Origin of the sequence: Pseudomonas sp. 10C3, assembly GCF_036346185.1 — a bacterium.
Classification (GTDB): domain Bacteria; phylum Pseudomonadota; class Gammaproteobacteria; order Pseudomonadales; family Pseudomonadaceae; genus Aquipseudomonas.
In genome coordinates this window covers 1-267 of the sequence record NZ_JASJVE010000126.1, presented here as the reverse complement: position 1 = coordinate 267, position 267 = coordinate 1, and the positions used below count along the sequence as shown (strand labels likewise).

Annotated in this window: 1 protein-coding gene; it reads right to left on the bottom strand. The window is 68.9% G+C overall.

Annotation, left to right across the window (positions count from 1 at the left end; genetic code table 11):
• The coding region (locus QN399_RS26380) for a hypothetical protein (protein WP_330201951.1) at positions 1-245 on the bottom strand (245 nt) is incomplete at its 3' end.
• Positions 246-267 lie beyond the last annotated feature (22 nt).

Genomic DNA, 267 nt, shown 5'->3' with positions numbered 1-267 from the left:
CCCTCGCGCAGGTCCTGGTTCACCCCAACGGTGTGCTTGATCGACTCGTCGAGGGCTTCGGACCACCACACGTGGCCGTCGGCGTCGGGAGCCAGGGAGGCCGCCTCCAAGCAGGTGAGAGCCCGGTCAACCTCGCCGCCCTTCTTCAGATCAGCCCGCTCGGCGACGGTCTGCACGTCGACGGCCAGGTACCGCCCTTCGGGCCACCGTCCCTTTTCGGCAACCACGAGCCAGCGGCCGGCCATGATGAGCGCAAAGCTTGGCCCC